The 19,969-nt window shown below is 47.3% G+C and carries 14 protein-coding genes; 5 read left to right on the forward strand and 9 right to left on the reverse strand.

Annotated features, from left to right (window positions below; all coding sequences use genetic code 11):
* The 4 genes from U1I11_RS21245 to U1I11_RS21260 form a co-directional block, all read right to left on the reverse strand.
* Positions 1-1,409 (reverse strand): DUF5704 domain-containing protein (locus U1I11_RS21245; RefSeq protein WP_322908089.1); only part of this gene is annotated, 1,409 nt, incomplete at its 3' end.
* Positions 1,410-1,626: 217 nt separating this feature from the next.
* Positions 1,627-2,589, reverse strand: coding sequence for a copper amine oxidase N-terminal domain-containing protein (locus tag U1I11_RS21250; RefSeq protein ID WP_322908090.1), 963 nt, complete (start codon positions 2,587-2,589; stop codon positions 1,627-1,629).
* 211 nt (positions 2,590-2,800) lie between these two features.
* Complete coding sequence (locus U1I11_RS21255; RefSeq protein WP_322908110.1) at positions 2,801-4,162, reverse strand: Nramp family divalent metal transporter; 1,362 nt, start codon at positions 4,160-4,162, stop codon at positions 2,801-2,803.
* A 489-nt stretch (positions 4,163-4,651) separates the two neighbouring features.
* On the reverse strand, positions 4,652-5,782 hold the full coding sequence (locus tag U1I11_RS21260) for an NAD(P)/FAD-dependent oxidoreductase (RefSeq protein WP_322908091.1): 1,131 nt from the start codon (positions 5,780-5,782) through the stop codon (positions 4,652-4,654).
* A gap of 327 nt (positions 5,783-6,109) precedes the next feature.
* Here U1I11_RS21260 and psiE point away from each other — a divergent pair, with 327 nt between their 5' ends.
* Positions 6,110-6,541 carry a phosphate-starvation-inducible protein PsiE gene (gene psiE, locus U1I11_RS21265; RefSeq protein WP_322908092.1) on the forward strand — a complete coding sequence of 144 codons (432 nt, stop codon included), beginning with the start codon at positions 6,110-6,112 and terminating at the stop codon, positions 6,539-6,541.
* Positions 6,542-6,804: 263 nt separating this feature from the next.
* Here the strand turns inward: psiE and U1I11_RS21270 are convergent, their stop codons facing one another.
* Positions 6,805-7,692, reverse strand: a complete 888-nt coding sequence (locus U1I11_RS21270; protein ID WP_322908093.1) for a fumarylacetoacetate hydrolase family protein — start codon at positions 7,690-7,692, stop codon at positions 6,805-6,807.
* 797 nt (positions 7,693-8,489) lie between these two features.
* Between U1I11_RS21270 and U1I11_RS21275 the strand changes: the two genes are divergently transcribed.
* Positions 8,490-9,854 (forward strand): dipeptidase, encoded by a 1,365-nt coding sequence (locus U1I11_RS21275; protein ID WP_322908094.1) that lies wholly within the window; start codon positions 8,490-8,492, stop codon positions 9,852-9,854.
* 177 nt (positions 9,855-10,031) lie between these two features.
* On the opposite strand, the gene U1I11_RS21280 is transcribed toward U1I11_RS21275, so the two are convergent.
* The 4 genes from U1I11_RS21280 to U1I11_RS21295 form a co-directional block, all read right to left on the reverse strand.
* Positions 10,032-11,165, reverse strand: coding sequence for a Fic family protein (locus U1I11_RS21280; protein ID WP_322908095.1), 1,134 nt, complete (start codon positions 11,163-11,165; stop codon positions 10,032-10,034).
* Between the two features lie 145 nt (positions 11,166-11,310).
* Positions 11,311-12,534, reverse strand: a complete 1,224-nt coding sequence (locus U1I11_RS21285; RefSeq protein ID WP_322908096.1) for a MalY/PatB family protein — start codon at positions 12,532-12,534, stop codon at positions 11,311-11,313.
* 655 nt (positions 12,535-13,189) lie between these two features.
* Positions 13,190-13,828: a beta-phosphoglucomutase gene (gene pgmB, locus U1I11_RS21290; RefSeq protein ID WP_322908111.1), complete on the reverse strand. Its 639-nt coding sequence runs from the start codon at positions 13,826-13,828 to the stop codon at positions 13,190-13,192.
* Positions 13,829-14,047: 219 nt separating this feature from the next.
* Positions 14,048-14,887 carry an IucA/IucC family C-terminal-domain containing protein gene (locus tag U1I11_RS21295; RefSeq protein ID WP_322908097.1) on the reverse strand — a complete coding sequence of 280 codons (840 nt, stop codon included), beginning with the start codon at positions 14,885-14,887 and terminating at the stop codon, positions 14,048-14,050.
* A gap of 207 nt (positions 14,888-15,094) precedes the next feature.
* On the opposite strand from U1I11_RS21295, the gene efeO reads away from it, so the two are divergent.
* From efeO to U1I11_RS21310, 3 genes are all read left to right on the forward strand, one after another.
* On the forward strand, positions 15,095-16,003 hold the full coding sequence (gene efeO, locus U1I11_RS21300) for an iron uptake system protein EfeO (RefSeq protein WP_322908098.1): 909 nt from the start codon (positions 15,095-15,097) through the stop codon (positions 16,001-16,003).
* Positions 16,004-16,007: 4 nt separating this feature from the next.
* On the forward strand, positions 16,008-17,372 hold the full coding sequence (gene efeB, locus U1I11_RS21305) for an iron uptake transporter deferrochelatase/peroxidase subunit (RefSeq protein WP_322908099.1): 1,365 nt from the start codon (positions 16,008-16,010) through the stop codon (positions 17,370-17,372).
* Positions 17,373-17,537: 165 nt separating this feature from the next.
* Complete coding sequence (locus tag U1I11_RS21310) at positions 17,538-19,475, forward strand: FTR1 family iron permease (RefSeq protein WP_322908100.1); 1,938 nt, start codon at positions 17,538-17,540, stop codon at positions 19,473-19,475.
* The last annotated feature ends 494 nt before the right edge of the window (positions 19,476-19,969 follow it).

Genomic DNA, 19,969 nt, shown 5'->3' on the forward strand with positions numbered 1-19,969 from the left:
TCATCGGTCTGGCTGTCTACTTGATGTTGAAGCTTGCTTTGGTCATTCGGCAGCGAAGGTCGACCCGATTTCCCTCCATCTAGCGTGCTCGGGCTATACGTCATCGAGCCAGAGTTAGCTGGACGCACATGATCCTTCACCTCCGTACTGGCTTCCTTCGTTAACGTCGGCGGCATGTAATGCGCGGCTGGCAGCGTCACGGTACCGCCGGGCAAGGCATGATTCGTTACTTTCGCTTGGGCGATGCCCAACACTTGCAGTTGCTGAATTTGCCAGTACGCATACGGACGTGTGAAGCTAAACGTATACGTTTTGGTCTCACTGGCGGTGCGTGTGCTCCATGTTTTGCGGCTGTTCTTTTCTTGCCACTTGAGGCTATACCGTACCCTCACTTCGCAGTCATACCGGATCGTGCCTTTCCTTTCGGCAAATGTATGCTGGAACAAATACGCATATCCCCACGCATTGGCGTACACATATTCACTCGTGGGTATGCCTTGGGTCGCATCAAAATGCCGTCCATTCGCCCGATCATCGCTCAAAATGTGGGCGGCAGCTTCGGGGTTTAGCTGTTGGTTACTCATCGTTTGGGCTGATATGGGCGGCAGGATCGTATACGCACATCCTCCTTTTCCGTCGGAAGCCGGCGCTTCATCTTCACACTGTTCATTGTCGGCACTCGTTTGACCCGGTTGACACGGTTGTCCGACTTCGTAGTATTGGTAGATGCGATACTGTTCAAATGATCCGGTATACGGCTGTAAAGCTGGCGGATGTCCTTTGGTGATCGCTTGTGCTGTCGACGGATCGCTGCCATCGGTTGTTTTTTTGTAGCCGGCATAGGTGTAACCTTCATGGGTTGGGGGTTGGAATTCATATGTAGTGCCTGGCTTCATGTGTTCGATGCGCGGCGGGAAGATGTCGTTAAGCGATTTGCCGTCGATCGTTTTGTAATGGACGCTTAGGTCGGCTGTGAGTTCGATTTGGAACAGGACTGCTGCATAGATGCGGTAGCCTTTGACGCCATCATTGCAACGGTTACCGCAAAGATGAGTGATATTTTCTTCGGTTGTTGATTTGGTATTTAATCCAATCGCAAGCTTTATAGGAACGGTTGCTGTATCTGTGCCGATTCCAGAGATGCCCGGTGATTTGTAACTAATGGGCTTATCCGGCATAGTATTACTAATATACTCAGAATAATCATTCCAATCATCTGAGCGAGACATTGTAAAGTATTCCATTAGTAATTTCTGATCGTTATTCTTTGGATCATTGGGATTAAATACAGCTGCTGTCACACTTTTTACGGTGCGATTCGGAAACTGAAACGCATAATTTTGTTCAGCTTCTCCTACATCGCCTCTTTGGGGTGCTAGCCCATTATCCCACGTATTTCCTTTCCACATATCAAAATACATCATACCGACAAAATATCTGTAATTTGCCTCCGTAGTATTGGCATCAGTATCTTTGTAATATTTTAGTGGAGTAATTGCTTGATCTTCTGCTGCTGCATACAATGTAGATGCTGAAGGAGTTAAAAAATTACATATCATACATACGATTATGGCGACGGAAACGTAGCTTCGATAACGCCGTATCCAGCGTTGAATGTTAGACATCTTATTTGTTCCACGGACTCTCAAGGAGAATCATTGAATCCATACTTGCATATTTGATTAAAATATAATCAAAGTCTTTAGAACTGAGGGGTGTTTGTTCCACGATTCCGAGACGTTCTGAATCATACCAAGAAGTAATATCGAAATAGTTAAATCTTGTACCATCTGCATTCTTAATCTGTATTGGAGTTATTGCAGAACGATTGCGGTAGTCTTCTTTTCGTGTTAGATACCCCATATGAAGATTTTTTTCGCTTGTGCGATTAAGTACAGTAGGAATTCCATTCACTTGTACAAGTTGGATATCATAAAATGTACTATCATCAAATTTAATTGGTAACTCCGACTGTTTTATAACAATTACATTTTTATAAGGATCGCCAAACAAATTATTCAAAAAATATCCATCATTCCGCTGATCAAAATACTTCGTCACCATCGACATCGGATTCTTCTTCAAATTTAATTCTCCCAACGTCGGCACATCCTTCCCCCCAATCCACACCCACTTCCCCACCTGATCCCACTCCACCGTCTGTCCCAGCCCTTCACTCACTAGCCGTAATGGCACATACGTCCGCTGCTGTTTCACTATAATTTGGCTATCATACGTCTTACTCTGTCCATCTACTACCGCAGTTGAAGAACCTACTGTCAGCGTCACACTATGTTTGTCCGTCTTCAGTGTGACGGTCTGTTTCCCGTTACTTTGTTGATACGCTACCTTCGCTCCCAGTTTCTCTGAAATAAAGCGGATTGGCACCATCACGGCGCTATTTTCATCTTGAAACGGTTTCGCATCTGGAAATTCCATTTTTCGAGCATTGAGCAATACGTCCACCGGTTGCGTAGGCACCGTAATCGTATAAGCAGCATGCGCTTCATGCTGGATAGGCAACGCTCCCACAATAAACGAAGTCGCCACCACAGACAGCATTGTTTTGCGGAGTACATTAAATTTCATTGTATATCCCCCTTATTATGGTATTCATTTCTTTTGAATATGTCTTATATGTAATCCCTTCTGTTTCCTGTACTACCCAAATAACCAAAAAGCACACACAATCCCCAAGCTAGGAATCATGTGTGCTTCACATGCGATTATTCATTAAAATTAGCTTAAAAGACTTGCACGCCCTTGTCAATAGCTATTCTGCCTACCCCTCTGCTCACGTTCAACCGCCCAATTGCTCCCCAGTCAAGAACAAATAGCCGATTAAGAACAGGTTGAGCGCAACGATTACACCGGTTGCGAACCAGGCAAGCCATTTGGTCATACGCGAATTAGCGAAACTGCCCATTTTGTGTTTATCGCTCGTAAATCGTACCAGCGGAATGATCGCAAACGGCAGTTGCAAACTGAGCACAACTTGACTCCATAGCAGCAAATTGCCGGTTCCGTTCGCTCCGTATATCCACGTAATAATAAATGCAGGCACGACCGCGAGCAGACGTGTAATAATACGACGCAGCACAGGCGATATGCGTAAACGCACAAAACCTTCCATAACGATCTGCCCTGCCAATGTGCCAGTAATAGTTGAATTTTGACCGGAAGCGAGCAAGGCGACCGCAAACAACGTACTGGCAATGCCAACGCCAACGGTTGGACTAAGCAGTTTATATGCCGCTTCCAGCTCGGTTACATTCAATCCATTGCCGTAAAATGCAGCCGCACCGAGTATCAAAATAGCCGAGTTAATCATAAACGCTACCGTTAACGAGACGGCAGAATCAAGGCTGGCAAATTTGACCGCTTCCTTTTTGCCTTCCAGTGTGCGTTTGTATTGACGTGACTGCACGATCGAGGAGTGCAAGTACAAATTATGCGGCATGACCGTTGCGCCGAGAATACCGAGTGCAACGAACAACATCGATGAGTTCGTAACGACTTCCAATTTGGGGATATAGCCGCCAAACAATGCCGCTACATTCGGATGCGCAGCGACCATTTCAAAGCCAAAAATAACAAAGATCGTAGCCATCAGTACGATCACGATCGATTCGATAATACGAAAGCCTTTTTTCTGCAATAACAGCAGCAACAGCACATCAAATGTAGTGATCAAAATGCCCCATAACAGCGGAATGCCAAACAGCAAATTGAGCGCAATCGCTGAACCGATCACCTCCGCCAAATCGGTCGCAATGATCGCAAACTCGGTCAGTATCCATAAAAATACCGCCGTCTTAGGCCCGGTCGCATCGCGTGTCGCCTGCGCCAAGTCTTTGCCGGTCACGATGCCAAGCTTGGCAGCCAATGTTTGCAACAGCATCGCCACCAGACTCGACAATAACACTACCGACAGCAATGTATAACCAAACTGCGAGCCGCCTGCAATCGATGTTGCCCAGTTGCCAGGATCGACATAACCGACCGCAACGAGCGCCCCCGGCCCGGCAAATGCAAAAAACTTACGCCAAAATCCGGCATTATGCGGAATTTTGACTGTATTGTTCACTTCCTCCAAACTAAGCGCTGAGCTGCTGCGCAACCAGCCTTTCTTTTTCAACCGTGGCGATTGTTCCAATTCCAGTTCCAGTTCAGAACTCATATTCTCTCCCTCATTTCTGTCTCTGTTATCTATTTCATGTATGTCGATTCATCAACATAATTTGCATCAAAATGTACATACAATTCCTTCTGCCCATATTTTGCATCGAGGAAACTTATTTGTCAATGGGTAATTTTTATGGTGCTTGGCAAGTTAAATAGCGGCGTATCGTACGTTGTTAGGCATACATACGCATCACATTGATGTATTTGCTTATATCCCCATTTCCTTTTAACCGTTATTGCAGATCGTTATACATACAAATCGAACTCCAATTTGAACAGTCAACGAATCGTAACTGCTGTTCATTGTGTAGCTGGCTCGCTTGATCGCAACGAAAACAGCAACCATAACACAAAAAGCGCTTCTCCCAATTGCATTAGAAGAAGCGCGCTAGCATTTTACTTAATTAATATGCAGTCATAGCGCCAACAATACCGCCGCCGACATTGTGCATCTGCTCATTACACCTTATCCACCAAGCGCCTTCGCTACCGTATACTCCTCCACCGCAATCTCCGGTTGCTCGCCCATCACGAGCTGAGCGAGCAAATACCCGATATACGGACCCATAGTCAGACCGGAAGCGCCCAGTCCATTAGCGACGTATAGACCGTTCCATTCAGGCATCGCGCCGAATACCGGCAAAAAGTCTGCTGTAAACGGGCGGAAACCGACGCGCATTTCGATAAATGTGCTAGCGGCAAGCTGTGGGGCAAGCTCCAATCCTTTGTTCAACACTTCCTGCATACCACCCGCTGTGACGCGTGTATCGTAGCCTTGCACATCGTTTTCATGGGTAGCTCCGATCACGATGCGCTGCTGTTCAAACGCGAGCAAATATTGATCAGTCGGCGGGATCACAACCGGCCAGTTGCCGGTATCGTCGTCATTTTCCAGCTGTACATGCATAATTTGTGCCTTTTGATAATGCATATGAAAAAGGATACCGATCTCCGCCAGCAGCTCGGTTGCCCAAGCGCCTGCACATACGACCACTTCATCGGCAATATGCAATTGCCCGTTCACATGCACACCACTCACCTGCTGTCCATCATGCTGTAGTGCTGCTTGCCCGTAAATGATCCGTGCACCATTGCGTGCCGCCGCCCGCAGCAGTGCATCACGCAGCAAACGTCCATCGATGCGCGCCGCACCGCTCACATGCACCGCTTCATAGCCATCATCAAGCAACGGAAACCGTGCCTGTACTTCATCCTGTTGTAACCATGTAATCTTACCGATCTCCGGCGCAGCTTCGCGCCGCTGAAGCGCACGCTTTTGCATCGCTAATATTTTGTCGTGCTCCCGATGCAAACTAAGCGCGCCAACACGCGTATACCCGGTCTCCTGTTCGCCTTGCCCTGCCAATTCCTCAATCAGCCCCGGATAAAAACGTGCACCTCCGCTTGCCAAACGATACCAGGACTGATTGCGCCGCTGGGACAGCCACGGGCAAATAATACCGGCTGCCGCATCGGTCGCCTGTCCTTGATGCTGCCGATCAACTACCAGCACATCGGCATTCATTTTGCTTAATTGATATGCAGTCGCAGCGCCGAGAATGCCGCCGCCGACTACGATAATCGTTTTACGCATCATTTTGTTCCTTTCTTATTGCATGTTGCGGAAAAATAGCACTCTCTCCCGCAGCAACATCGCTCACTTCCCCTCATTATACAATATCGAGCGCCTGCTTCGTCGATTGCAGCAAAGACAGCCGAGCCGCAAATTATCAACAACGCAGCAACAATGGCAAGGACACACAAACGACAAATCGCTAAGCTACACTATCCGTATTCACAGCAAGCGACCGAAATGTACACCCTGGACATGACAGGTCGCCGCAGTTCCGCAGCTATACTTCACTTAACAGGGAGATAAGCTGTGTAGCGATGCTATATCCATATTAACAATTAAAGAGGGATTATGATGACAGTTAAAGAATTATCTACCAAAATGCGGATGCACAATGTACCGGTTGTTTTGCAAATGGTATTAAACGTATGTTTGATCGGCATGGCACTTGTGCTAAGTGTATTGCTAATCTATGAAACATGGGCGATCTTTTCACTCATTTTTCTATCAACCGATGCAACGGTCAATTATTACCAGTTTACCGATGAGCTGCTTGTGTTCTTTTTATATTTTGAGTTTTTGGCGTTAATTATTAAATATTTCGAAGCAAAATTCCATTTTCCGTTGCGTTATTTTATTTATATCGGCATTACCGCGATCATTCGGCTCATTATCGTCGACCATGATGATGCCCTGCATACGCTCGGCTGGGCAGGCGCAATTCTCGTGCTAGTTGGTGCACTGTTTCTGTCAAATTTAAAACAAACGAACGAAAGTCATTAAACGGCGTCAGTAGATGCTCTTATAGGCTCTTATAGGCTCTTATAGGCTCTTATAGGCTCTTATAGGCTCTTAGACGTTCTTAAATTCCAGCCTGCAAAGAGCTGGAAGCACTATCCAATCCAGCTCTTAGACGTTCTTAGACGTTCTTAGACGTTCTTAGACGTTCTTAGACGTTCTTGGATGTTCTTAGTTGCTCTTAAATTATCTTAAACGAGACAAGCCGATCGGATTAGCCGGACACGATGACATGACATGCCGCTTGCCTATGACAGAGCTTGCACACCATTGTGCAGCGGCTCTAGCAGCGGCTGTCCATCGGCATCCACAATCGCGCAACCGACCGTATCACCGTCACGAATGACGACCGCACCAGGCGTGCCGGTCATAATGATGTCGCCAGGTAGCAATGTCATCACTTGCGACAGAAATGAGACGATATACCACGGGCGAAATTTCATATAATACGTGGAATTTTCATGTACTAACTGCCCATTATGATAAGTTTGCACGGTCAGTGCCAATATGTCGGGTACATCATCCAACGTAATCAATTGCGAGCCTAATGCGCAAAATGTATCAAAGCTTTTCGCCCGCGCCAGAAAACGTGGATGACGTGCATGGATATCCGCTGCTGTCACATCAAGTGTTGCCATCAGCCCGGCAACATAATTGGGAGCATCGTGCTCGCTCACATGGCGGCATGTTTGACCGATAATGAGCGCAAGTTCGCCTTCTGCCGTCACCTGCTGCGATTGCGGTGGCAATTGAATCCATGCTTCCTGCCCGATAATCGTCGTATCTGGCTTCATAAAGCTAACCGGTTCTTCATCCAGATCACATGCGTTTAATTCGGCATCATTTTGCACATAATTCATACCAATGCCCCAAATTTTACGCGGATGACGATACAACGGTGCATGTACAATCTCCGCTGCTGCCATAGCGATAATCGACTCCAATCGTTGTCGGTAGCTGATCGTAGCGAGACGCTCGCTTAGCTCTTGCAGCTGCGAACTGGTCACAAGTGTGAACATATCCGTACTCCACCGCTCTCCTAGCGCTTCATTAATCGCTGCCAGCAGTATGTATTTTCCATCCAAAACGACAGCCACTTGCTCCTTGCCATGCATCATAACAGTTGCCAGTTTCATTGTAGTTCCCCCTTGTTTGAAATTACAGACACCCACGTTTAAACCGAATCGCTTAGCGCAATCCGACTAATGTTAACGGTAAATTGCAATCATTATAGTATAGCCTCCCCAGCAAGAATAGCGTCATTCCTTATTCCCGATATGCGGCATGATTACAGCCAGTCTATTCATGCACAGTGACAGTAAAACAGTGTGTTATACCGCGATCCTCGTACTCTGACTGTTTTAAATATATAGTTTAAAACAGTGTAGATTACTGCTATAAATAATATAAATAAGGACATACAGTGGATTCAAAGCTAATATTGAAAGCAGTCAATGTATTAGTAGGCTGTCTCAAGTGAAAATCGTGTTTGGACGTACCTCAACCTTTTCGTCATCAAGCGATGGTTAGATCGACAGACTGTAAATGTACTTAAGACAAACTACTAATAGCTTGACTAACTTACCTATGCTGTCTGATCATAAACTGCTCTAAGCTATATGACATTAAACTCCACATGAAAAAGCATATATATTCCACCAGGCAAAATTGACGAATACATCAGCATAACTTACACATAAACTAACTACTCTAACGCATCCATACGACTACCAAATAAATCCATCGCTCTCATGTTCATGCCAACCGCTATTTGCTTAAAAATAGCGGCTTGTTCACCACCATAAGCTCGTATTTGAGTGTTCGTATTTTCGTCCAGTGGTTAAAAGGTGTACAATGGAGTCCATAACGTTTCAAGCGATCCTTATCGTTTGGTATGGATCATTGTCATGATCAATCGAGGAGGAATTAAACAATGACGAACTATGCTACATATTTTAAAGAAAATCGCGAGCAACAGCTTGCTGAGCTTAAACAATGGCTGTCCATTCCGAGCATTTCCGCACTTTCCGAACATAAACCGGATATGCAACGTGCTGCCGAATGGCTGGCAGACAAACTGACGGCGGCAGGGCTTGAACATGTAAAAATCAATCCGACCGCTGGACATCCGATCGTCACTGCGGATCATTTGCATGCGCCAGGCAAACCGACTATACTCGTCTACGGTCACTATGATGTGCAGCCGGTCGATCCGTTAAACCTGTGGCAATCGCCTCCATTTGAACCGGAAATTCGCGGTGACAAGCTGTTTGCACGCGGTGCGACCGATGATAAAGGTCAAGTATTTTTGCATGTAAAAGCGGTTGAAGCTATCCTCAAGCAGGAAGGCAAACTGCCGGTCAATATCAAATTTTGTATCGAAGGCGAAGAAGAAATTTCCAGCGCCCATTTACCGGCATTTTTGGAACAATATCGTGAACAGCTCGCTGCCGATGCGGTACTGGTGTCAGATACTTCGCTGTTGGAACGTGGCAAGCCAGCGATTAGCACCGGTCTGCGTGGACTATGCTCGCTGGAAGTAGCGATTCAGACCGCCAATACCGATCTGCATTCCGGTTCTTTTGGCGGTGGCGTACCGAATGCGCTGCATGCGATGGTGGAACTGCTTGCTACACTGCATGATCGCGATGGTAAAGTGCTGGTCGAAGGTTTCTACGACGATGTGCTGCCATTGTCTGACGAGATGCGTGATGAGTTTCAAAAACAAGGCTTTAACGAGCAAAAACTGCAACAAGATTTGGAACTGACTGCACTGCACGGCGAAGAAGGCTATTCGTTTGTTGAACGTGTTGGCGCGCGTCCAACGTTGGAACTGAATGGAGTATACGGTGGCTTCCAAGGCGAAGGCAGCAAAACGGTCATCCCCAAAGAAGCGCATGCCAAAATCACCTGCCGCCTCGTTGCCGACCAAAATCCACAAGATGTGCTGGATAAAATCATCAGCCATCTGGAAGCGCTCAAACCAAACGGTGCCAAGCTGACGATCACACCAGGCGAAAAAGCACGTGCCTTTAACATCGATCCCGCTTCCGATGAATTGCTGCAAAAAGCGGCTGACGCTTACACAGCGGTATACGGTACACGCGCCCTGTTCACTAAAGACGGCGGCTCGATCCCGATTGTAGAGGAATTTTCGCGCGTTATCGCACCGACAGTCGTATTGATGGGCTTCGGCTTACCGGATGAAAATTTGCACGCGCCAAACGAACATTTTAATTTGGAAAACTTCGACAAAGGATTGCTGACGATTGTTGAGTTTCTGAATAGTATTGATTAAGTGACAATTTGTTAGCATAGAACACACACAACACCTCTCATTTGCTATCAATGAGAGGTGTTGTGGAATAATACCAAGTAAAGTTGTCTGTGACTACATATTTTATCAAGTACGCTCTGTTCCCAAGAAACTCCAACTTCAATCAGACCGCAAGGTCGATAACTGGGGGCAGTTCAATTATATATCTTCTTTAGATAATAAATAACTGTAATGCTCTGGATTTTTTCTAATTTGTTTAGCTAATTCTTCATACTGAACAGATAAAATAAACGATCTTATCCGTTGAGCATGAGGGTCTTTAGGTTGTAAAAAGCCACTTTCTACCCATTGCTTTGCTTTTTCTGTAGTTGTGCGATCACCTACACCAAGTAAAATTGTGATTTCTCGTTTTGTAATTTCATTTTGTCTAAACACTAATTGTCTGAATAATTGCCGTTGCTGAATGTCTAACTGTCGGATCAGTTCAGGTTCTACGCGCAATAACTCCAAATTTTTTGCTTGAACGATCTTTGCTGCTTGTGTATAAACTTCAGCAAGACCACTTAAAAAATACTCTAGCCAGACGGTAAGATCAGCGTCATGACGACCAAAATAATAGTTATGTGATAGCCCCATTTGCAATGCTTTATAATAATCACTTAACTTTCGATCATAGAAATTTTCCAGCACAAACAATCCTTTAAGACCAAAATCACTACGACGCAAAATATAGGTTGCAATCATTCGAGCTGTACGTCCATTTCCATCCATATAAGGATGAATCGTTAAAAACTGCCACATGGCAATGCCTGCTTGTATAGGCGCGGGAAGCTCATGTGTAGTTGGCGAATTGATCCAGGCAACAAAATCTTCCATTAATATTGGAACATCCGTATATTCAGGCGGCATATAAAAACCAGATTGGTTTCGCTTTCCTACACTGTTTTGCTCCGTACGATATTCACTTAATCTTGGGCGTCTTCCATGAGAAATACGTATAATAGCGTGTAATTTTTTAATCCATTCTTCTGTTATAGGTAAATTTCTCTTTTCCGAATCTTCCAGAAATTCAATAGCTTTCATCAAATTGTATACTTCTTGCTCTGCATCAATATCGCTGCTTTGATACAGTGCTTTACGTTTCCGCTCATCTTCCAATTCATTACCTTCCATTCGGGTGGAAAGCAAAACGGTTGTTTCTTTGGCTTCTTTTTGCAGCTGCTCTAATATATGTACTGGTAATAGCAACTGACTAATAATAACACTAGACTGCTGAATGTCTAATAGTCTATTGATCATCCGCCTTGTATTTGAAAATTTGGGTAGAAACATCACATCACCTCCCAGTTAATTTATTATAATCACCGCTATTTTGCCGCTAAAAAAATAAAAGTCGAGCATTATACCCGACTTTTAAAACCTTTTTGTTTCAAGTTTTATGTTAAATGTCAATCTGTTCTACTACACCTACACAAGATCAGTGCTCTGCTAACACAAAATGCTCACTCTGAGCTTGATCGGCTCTAGCTCGTAATGCTTGATGCAACCGCTTCAGCGCCTCCTCCAGCAACTGACGCGAACACGCCACATTCATCCGCATAAACCCTGCTCCTGCCGTCCCAAAAGCGCGTCCGTCATTGAGCGCAATTTTGGCTTCGTGCAGCAGAAAATGTACCAAGTCCGTTTGCTCCAGCCCGAGACGGCTGAAGTCGATCCAGAGCAAATACGTCGCTTCCGGCATCCATACTGACAACTCTGGCAAATATTCCGCGATATAGTGCTGTACATAATCCATATTGCTGCGTGTATACGCCAAACATTGCTGTAACCATTCTTGACCACCATGATAAGCCGCCTGCGTCGCCACCACACCAAATTGGCTAATATTCCCTGCGCCGAATTTGTTCACCTGCAAAGCGAACGCATCGCGCAGCTCTGGATTCGGAATAATAATATTGGACGTATTCAGCCCGGCGATATTAAATGTTTTGCTTGGCGCGGTACAGACGATACTGCGATTACGTGCGCGTTCCGACAGCATCGCAAACGGAATATGCGGTTGTTCGCCATATACGAGATCGCCATGAATCTCATCCGACACGACGAGCACATCGTGCTTGGCGCATAGTTCTTCCAAACGTTCCAGCTCGGCGCGTGTCCATACCCGTCCGATCGGATTGTGCGGACTGCATAAAATCAACATTTTGATGCTGCTGTCCAGCGTACGCTCCAAATGTTCGAAATCCATTTCATATCGTCCATTGGCATCACGTTTCAGCGGATTTTCTACCACTTCGCGTCCATGCCCAGTAATGACGCTATAAAATGGCGGATACACCGGCGTCTGAATCATCACCCGATCACCTGGCGCGGTAAATGTATGCACTGCAAAATTTAGCGATGCGACTACGCCCGGTGTGAACACGACCCAATCTTGCTCAATCTCCCAACTATGTTTGTTGCGCATCCAGCTTTGCAGCGCTTCATAGTAGGCATCCGATTGAAACGAATAACCGATGACACCGTGCTCAGCACTTTTTTTCAGTGCATCTTGCACAGGCTGTGGCACCGCAAAATCCATGTCTGCTACCCATAACGGTAACGCTTCTTCAGTGCCAAACAGATGCTGTAACTTATCCCACTTCTCCGAATTGGTACCTGTCCGCTGCGGCGGATGCTCAAATTGTGCTGTATAGTCCATATCGTTGCCTCCACTTCTGTACCTGCCCACGGACAATCACGCCGGAACAAGCCATCGTTATATCTGTATATAATGATCATTGGCATCAGCCAAAATTCCATCCAACAAATGGTCATTGTCTAATAGGCTGTCTCAAGTAAAAATTGTGTTTGAACGTAACTTAACTTATTCATACTCAAGCGATGGTTGGATCGACATACTGTAAATGTACTGAAGACAGGCTACTAGTGACTTGTCTCAAGAAGATGTAAGGTTGCGTCCATCTGAACCCTGCTTGAACCGTGCAGCATTCAGACGAACGCAATCCCTGAATAAATTTGAAACAAGCTACTAGTTGCGATAGCGGCAAGAGCACGCTCATCCTGTTGACTAGCCAATCATTCACCAAACTGGCGCAACATCATGCTAATCCCAGCTCCAACTCATTCCTTAATCCCAAAATGAAATCAAGATTATATCCATCATATCACGTTTATCCGGCACCGCAAGCCGCTTCATTCCGGTAGGAATAGTCAGTCGAGCTAACTAATATATCGACGATGCTCATAGCAAAAACCCTTCTGCACGATCATCATAGCAGAAGGGTCGAAATCAATTCTATCCTATAGATCGTTATCATCCACTCGCCAACTTTCAAACGATTAAGAACAAGCGGTCAAATCAAATCCAAAATTTCATCGACACGCTCCAAACGATAATCCGCATCCTGTGAATGCAAACCGGCATCACCGACAGCCGCCACATTCATGCCGCCTGCGATCGCTGCCTGTACGCCAGCTTCCGCATCTTCGACGACCAGACATTCCTCCGGCGGGATACCGAGCTTGGACGCGGCGAGCAGGAACACTTCCGGATCAGGCTTGCTATGGGTAATATCGTTACCGTCCGCCACCGCATCAAAGGCGTCGGCAAGACCGATTTGTTTTAAAATGGTCGGTGTATTTTTACTGGAGGAACCGATCGCGATTTTCACTTTACGCTGTTTCAGTTCATCGATCGCCCGCTTTGCCCCAGGCAGCAGATCGTCAGGGGTCAGTTGAACGAGCGACTGTTTGTAATACTCGTTTTTGCGCTCAGCAAGTGCCTGCTTTTCCTCCGCTGTATACTCGCGTTCGGCACGCTCCAAAATAATATTCAAACTTTCCATCCGACTTACCCCACGCAACCGATTGTTGATCGTGTGGTTAAAAGGAATGCCTTCTTCATCGCTCATCTTTTTCCATGCCTGATAGTGAAACTCATCCGTCGATACAATAACGCCATCCAGATCGAAAATTACTGCTTTGATCGTCATCATTGCTTCCTCCTCTGTATCGGTTATCGCCAAAATGACTGCTAGTTCATCGAACCGCATCCCTGCGGATCAGCGTATGACCTGCAGCAGGCCTACCGGAAGTCTCTCAGCTATTTATAAACCGAAACGGTCGCCTCTGCATCCGGTCATATGAAAAAAGTGCAGCGGACAACGGCTAACTACCGACCGCTACGTAATCACAACGTTACCGTCATACGCTCATGTCTCACGCTTCGGGCAAACCGAGCAATAGCCAGCATCTGCACCGGATAAATAATACAAACAGCATGTTTGGCGAATCCGCTTCGGCTGCTCACTCGCTGGCGTTAGGCGCTTTGGCGTATTAAAACGGGCAAGCGGATTCCATTTTTCCCCGAACAGAGCAGCAGGCGCTTCTGCGGTCAAATAGGTGAAGTCCGCCGCAATTTGCGCGCGCCTTCCATCATACATTGGATCAGCCAGCACAGTCTCATACACATAATAGACGTAAATCGCCGCATTTTCCCACAAAATCGCCCGTGATACACCTGCGGCACGCGACAGACTGCTCCATACCGGTTGCAAATGCCCGCCAAATATCGTTGCTACATAACGCTCCCGTCTGTGCCGGAATTCAGCGCTGCAAGCAGAATGCCCATGCTCCGCTTCGTTCGTAGCTCGCTCCCAGTGTAGCTCCATCGCCTCCGGCTTGTCCAGTCTGACATGCGGTAGCCAAATATCGCCTGTAAACTGTGATTCCAGTGTGCAGTGCTGAGGGTCAAATTGTACGCCTTTGTCCCATACGGTCATCGCATACAGCGCTGGCGCTACGATCATATAGCTGTACCGTTTCGCCAACATCGAAGCGATCAATGGCAGATCATCACTTTCATAAATGTCCTGTAATCGTTGCAAATAGTGCAGTGCTCCGTCTTCTTCCAACAGCTGCGACACCGACACACTATGGCGCGGATCATCCGAAGCTACAGCGGTGAGACGAAGCTGTGTCGTTAATATATGCCACTGTTCTTTTGTCCAACCGACAGGCGGAACAGCAGGCGGGTCGTATATATCCTTCATTTGAACATGCCTCCCTTATCGCTTGCAAACGCTTATTTGTTGGAAAGTATAGCGGTTATATGTCCAACTGTCTATTTTACAAACGCATATGAATGCAGCGATACAATCTCTTTTTACATAAAATAATGATTGACGCCGTGCGGGTTCAACCGTATTATAAATACATTATTGAGAACGATTATCATTATCTAAGGAGTGTCTTTATTGATGAAAGCTCGTTATACATTACCCGCCACATTGTTACTGTCTTCGTTACTTTTCGCCGGTTGCGGAAATGGGCAGCCCGCAGCAACCGCTACGAATAAAGCAACAACGACCGACACAGCAGCAACTTCCGCTACTGCCGAAACTACCACCTCCAATGAAGCTACTACCGCTGCATCCCAGACCGATCTGACCGCAGAAGTGGAGCAGTATCGTACGTATGCGATATCCGAGATCGATTCCCTCGTTACGCAAACAGAGAAATTTACCGCTGCCGTCAAAGCGGGCAAGCTGGACGAAGCGAAACAGCTATACGCACCAGCACGGATGCATTATGAGCGCATCGAACCAATCGCTGAAGCGCTTGGTACACTTGACCCGGATATCGACGCTCGTCAAGGCGATGTCGCTGATGCCGATTGGCGCGGCTTCCACCGTATCGAGCAAGGGTTATGGGAAAAGAAATCGACAGCCGGTTTAAACGACTATGCCGATCGTCTGCTGCAAGATGTGAAGCTACTGCGTGCCAAAGTCGAAACGGTTGACATTACGCCAAGCCTACTCGTTACCGGTGCAGTTGAGTTGTTAAATGAAGTTTCCTCGTCCAAAGTCACCGGTGAGGAAGAACGTTATTCCCACACCGATCTGTATGACTTTGTTGCCAATGTGGAAGGCGCACAAAAAATTTATGAAATTTTGAAACCAAGTCTTGCCACCAAAAATCCGGAGCTGGAACAACAAATCGGTGCACGATTCGAGGCGTTGAACAAAGAATTGGCTCCTTTTGCAACGAAAGATGGCGGCTATGTCACCTATGACAAACTTTCCAAACAAGATGTGCGCACACTGAGCCAAAACTTGGATGCGCTTGCCGAGCCATTGTCGCAAATGGGAACGATTTTGGGAGTGTGAGACGATGAGCAAAGATAAATCCATTCCACCTACTGAACAACCGTCAACTGAGCCAAATGATGCTGACCAATCCCCATCTGTATTTACAAAATCAGTAAGCCGCCGCGATATGCTGCGGCTTGCAGGCGCTTCTGGCGTTGGTTTGCTGCTAGGCAGTACTGGCGCATTCGGATTGATGGCAGCGACCGGGTCGTCGCTACAACCCGCCTATGACAAGCCTGGCAGTCCGGCAAATGTAACGACTGGCACGGACGATGCTGCCGCTGATCGCTATGATTTTTACGGTGAGCATCAGGGCGGGATTGTGACGCCGAATCAAAATTTCATGTGCTTCGCTTCCTTTGATGTGACCGCAAATGATCCGGGCAGTCTGAAAGCATTGCTGCAAGCATGGACGGTTGCCGCAGCAGCGCTCACTTCCGGGCAATTGCTCGCTGGGCAAAATGACAATGTGAATGTGCCGCCAGCTGATACAGGCGAAGCGGCAGGTTTATCGCCTTCACGGATGACGATTACTTTTGGCGCGGGACCGAGTTTATTTGACAGCCGTTTTGGACTGGCAGGCAAACGACCGACAGGCTTTAGCGATCTGCCTGCTTTTAACGGCGACAATTTGCAGCCACAATGGTGCGGTGGCGATCTGGCGGTACAAATCTGTGCGGATGATATGCAGGTCGCTTTTCACGCGATGCGCAATCTGATTCGTATTGCCCGTGGTACGGCGGTGCTGCGCTGGAGTCAGGAAGGCTTTCAACGCAGCACTGCTGCTGATCCGAACCATGCTACTCCGCGCAATTTGATGGGCTTTAAAGATGGAACCGCCAATCCGAGTGTCAAAGATGCGGATATGATGAATGAAGTCGTCTGGGTGCAGCCGCAAGACAATGCCGGCTGGATGACCGGCGGCAGTTATATGGCGGTACGGCGTATTCGAATGCGAATCGAAGTATGGGATCGCTCCAGTCTGGGCGATCAGGAAAATACATTTGGACGTTACCGGGTAAGCGGTGCCCCGCTCGGCTCACAACACGAATTTGACCGTGGCGATATGACCGCCAAAGATGCCGCCGGACAACCGGTCATTCCGATGAACGCTCACATGCGTGTCGCACGCGGCGATGGCAAAATGCAAATTTTGCGCCGTCCATACTCTTATTCTAGCGGAATGGACAATGTGACCGGGCAACTGGATGCTGGGCTATTTTTTATTAGCTATCAACGCAGTTTGCCAAAACAGTTCATCCCGATGCAAACACGCCTGTCCGAAAACGATGCGCTGAACGAATATATTCAGCATGTCGGCAGCGCTGTATTCGCCTGCTTCCCCGGCGTACATCAGGGCGGCTATATCGGGGATACATTGCTGTAAACTGTAATTGCCGCGCACCTTGATTTCCGGTGCAGCGGCAATCGTGCTGTCTTGGAAAAATGATACAACCTACCGATTTAGCGTTTGTACATTATACAGCATAAAACTCAATTTAAATGTATAGGTATACCTTTTATTTAGCGAAAGAAATGAGGAATGCGGATCATGTGGATCGATGCCCTGAATATACGTACATTATGCCGTACTACCTGTATCGCAGTCATCAGCGGGATGCTGTTGTTGAGCGGCTTAGGGTCAAATGAAAGTATGCATGCGGACGATTTCGGTCATACCGAATCTGTCATCACAGCGGAGGTAACGTCCAGCCCACTGTCTGCGCTCTGGTCTGTCGCTATCGCTTCCGCTGCGGCGGCGCAGCCGGATGCGAATGATCTGCTGCCCATCGTCGGCAGTGCACTTGTCGATGCCGGGCAGCAGAAATGGCAAGATGCCAATGCCGAGCTGAACCAGTTTGCCAGTGGCTGGGCAAAGCTGGATACATCCGCATTGCCACAGCAAGCAGCTGCTGTGAATACAGCGCTCGCCGCGGCACAGCAAGCGTTACAACAAGCTGACTCACAGCCAACAGCAGTCAGCGGTGCGCTCGGCAAGCTGGCACGAGCGGTCAACACCTACGCGGAAGCACAGCAAGGTGGCTCCGGTACGTCCGCGACAGCGAGCAAGGCAAACAATGCCCCCTCTGCCGCCGGACAGCAGGCGGTACAGACGATTTTACCGCTTGCTAATCACACATTACAAAAGATCAATGCCGCCGATTGGACAGGTGCACAAACGAGCTACAAAGAAGTCGTCGCCGCTTGGCCCAATGTGGAAAATGCGATTCGTGCCGATAACTTTACCGTCTACAGTCAGCTTGAAACGACGATGAGCATGATTCGGGTTGCACTGCAAGCTGATCCGCCGCGTGCCGAGCAAGCGAAGCAGCAGACGCAAAAGTTGATCGATCTGTTCCATCAATATACGTCCGGTGGGATCGTCAATAGCGCCCCGGCGCAAGGCAATGTGCATGTAAGTGATGCGGTCGCACTGCTACAGCAAGTGCAGTCGTTGATCGGACAGCAACAGGCAGAGCAAGCAAGCGCCAAAATGCAGCAATTTATTACGATGTGGCCGCTTGTAGAAGGAGAGGTGCAAATTTCATCTTCATCGACCTATACGGCGGTGGAAAATGAAATGACAGCCGCGCAAGGCAATCTTGTGTCCACTCCGCCAAACTGGAATGCAGCAGGCGCAACCGTACAAACGATGCTCGATCAGCTAACCCCGATTACGGCGAAAACGTCGTACACATTTTGGGATGCTGCTGTTATTTTGCTACGTGAAGGGTTGGAGGCGATTCTCGTACTTGCCGCACTGCTCGCTTATGCGAAACGCAGTGGCAGTCGGCAGGCAGGCACTTGGATTTGGAGCGGTGCATGCGCTGGACTTGTGCTAAGCGGGATGATCGCCGCTGTGTTTGTGTACGCATTTGCTCATATGGCAACGAGCGGCAGTACACGCGAATTGATCGAAGGCGTTACCGGGCTTGTCGCCGTTGTGCTTATGCTAAGTGTCGGTAACTGGCTGCACCAGAAAGCGAATTTGCAAAATTGGAACAACTATATCGAAAATCAGATCAGCGGTGCGCTGGCACGCGGCAGCCTGTTCTCGCTCGCTGCGGTGTCAGGGCTTGCCATTTTGCGTGAAGGTGCAGAGACAGCGATCTTTTATATCGGGATGGCGCCGGCGATTGCGTTATCGCAATTGTTGCTCGGGATTGGACTGGCGCTCGTCATTTTGATCGTGATCGCGGTGCTCATTATCCGGTTTAGTGTCAAGCTGCCGATACGTCCGTTTTTCCTGACCGCTACCGTGCTTATTTATTATCTTGTGTTCCGCTTTCTCGGTGAAAGTATTCATGCGTTGCAAGTGGCAGGCACATTGCCTGCTCATACGATTGCCGGTATGTTCTCCATCAGTTGGCTCGGCATTTACCCAACTTGGGAAACGCTTATTCCGCAAACGATCGTGCTGTTGTTCCTACTCTGGCGCCTTGTGCTGCCGGAATATCAGAGCAAACGCAAACAGACCGCTTCATCATAATTCAGGCTTATGACCAGACACGCTGCGCAGGCAGGGTGTCTTTTGGTCGTTATAAGTTCCTTTCTATTGTTTCGTTTCTGCTGTTTCGTTTCTGCTGTTTCCTTTCTGCTGTGGTGTTCCTTTCGATCGGTGAAACAACTCGGCGGAATTTTTGTTTTTTCCCGTACAGCTATTGCAATTACGTAACCCGTGAATTAGTATAATCTCAAGAAAAATATTTTCTTCACGTTTAATAATCATCATAGTAAAAAAACAAAAAAACTGTTTATTTTCAATCATACGCACTTTTGTAAATAGGCGGTAAATCGTAATACGACTACATTATTCACATTAAATTCCAACTTGGATTGTATACTGAAACCCTTATAACAACAGCTTAAACGAGCTTCCAAACTTAAATCAATCTCAGTTAAAAGACTACACCATCCTTTAATAGGAAATTGAAATGACGCTCCGGTACATCTCATCATGATCTCCCATCCATTGCCGCCTGT

It is taken from the genome of Paenibacillus campi, assembly GCF_034659835.1.
In the GTDB taxonomy this organism is placed as follows: Bacteria; Bacillota; Bacilli; order Paenibacillales; family Paenibacillaceae; genus Saccharibacillus; species Saccharibacillus campi.